1 protein-coding gene is annotated in these 1,318 nt (G+C 53.0%); it reads right to left on the bottom strand.

All coding sequences use genetic code 11. From position 1 onward, the window contains the following. Positions 1 to 37: 37 nt before the first annotated feature. Positions 38 to 1,246 carry an IS256 family transposase gene (locus tag H5P17_RS26430; protein WP_182825917.1) on the bottom strand — a complete coding sequence of 403 codons (1,209 nt, stop codon included), beginning with the start codon at positions 1,244 to 1,246 and terminating at the stop codon, positions 38 to 40. Between the last annotated feature and the right edge of the window lie 72 nt (positions 1,247 to 1,318).

The raw sequence follows: 1,318 nt of genomic DNA, 5'->3' as shown, positions 1-1,318 counted from the left end.
TGCGACCCTGTCCACGATTCTGTGTAACTGCCTTTTCTCAGAAGTGACCGTCCAGGCGGTCACCGAACTCGATAATAAAGCGGCTCATTGCCATACGCCAGTCCCTCAGCGGCATGGTCCATTTTTGTGAGGCTGCCTGGATCGCCAGCCACACGACCTTTTTCACTGAGTCATCCGTCGGGAACACCTTGCGCTTTTTAATGGCATGCCGGATCACGCTGTTCAACGACTCGATGGCGTTGGTCGTGTAGATCACCTTGCGGATATCTGTCGGGTAGGCAAAGAACGTGGCCAGGTTGGCCCAGTTTGCTTGCCAGCTGCGACTTATCTGCGGATAACGGCTGTCCCAGGCATTGGAGAACGCTTCCAGCGCCTGCAAGCCGGCCTCTTCCGTGGCAGCTTGATAGATGGCTTTCAGGTCACGGGTGACGGCTTTGTAATCCTTCCAGGAGACGAACCGCAAGCTGTTTCGCACCATGTGCACGATGCACAACTGGATACGTGCCTGCGGATATACCGCGTTGATGGCGTCCGGGAAGCCTTTCAGGCCGTCAACGCAGGCGATGAGAATGTCGGTCAGACCGCGATTCTTCAGCTCTGTCAGTACGTTAAGCCAGAACTTGGCGCCTTCATTTTCGGCTATCCACATACCCAGCAATTCTTTCTGGCCTTCGATATTGATACCCAGCGCCAGGAACACGGATTTGTTGATGACACGACTGTCTTGCCGAACTTTCAGGACGATACAGTCAAGATAAACAATGGGATAGGTTGCATCCAGTGGCCGATTTTGCCACTCGACAACCTGCTCCATGACGGCATCGGTGACCTTTGAGAGCAGCGCCGGCGAGACATCGGCGTCATACAGCTCTTTAAACGCGGCGGTGATCTCGCGGGTGGTCATCCCTTTGGCGTACAACGATAAAATCTGGTTATCCATGCCTGTGATCCGGGTCTGGTTCTTCTTCACCAGTTGGGGTTCGAAGGAGCCATCACGATCGCGTGGCGTACGCAGTTCCAGCGGGCCATCGCCAGTGATCACGGTCTTTTGGGTATAGCCGTTGCGGGCGTTGGTCGCTGGTTTGGGCTGATTTTTATCGTAGCCGAGGTGATGGGTCATTTCGGCGTTGAGCGCCGCCTCGACGCTGATTTTTTTCAGCAGGCGATCGAACTGGTTGAGAGCTTCAGGGGTTTTGAGATTTTTGGCCAGTTCGTTAGCCAGAGCTTGCAACTGTTTTTCGTCCATAAATTAACCTGTTTTTGATGTTGGATTGAACATATCAAAATCAGGCAATTACACAAATTTATGTACAGGCTT

It is taken from the genome of Serratia sp. OS31 (assembly GCF_014164835.1).
In the GTDB taxonomy this organism is placed as follows: Bacteria; Pseudomonadota; Gammaproteobacteria; order Enterobacterales; family Enterobacteriaceae; genus Serratia; species Serratia liquefaciens_A.
This window is presented reverse-complemented; position numbering and strand designations above follow the sequence as displayed.

Bases quoted from the DNA above. Each gene is read 5' to 3' on its own strand.
- H5P17_RS26430 (WP_182825917.1), bottom strand. From the start codon at position 1,246: ATGGACGAAAAACAGTTGCAAGCTCTGGCTAACGAACTGGCCAAAAAT.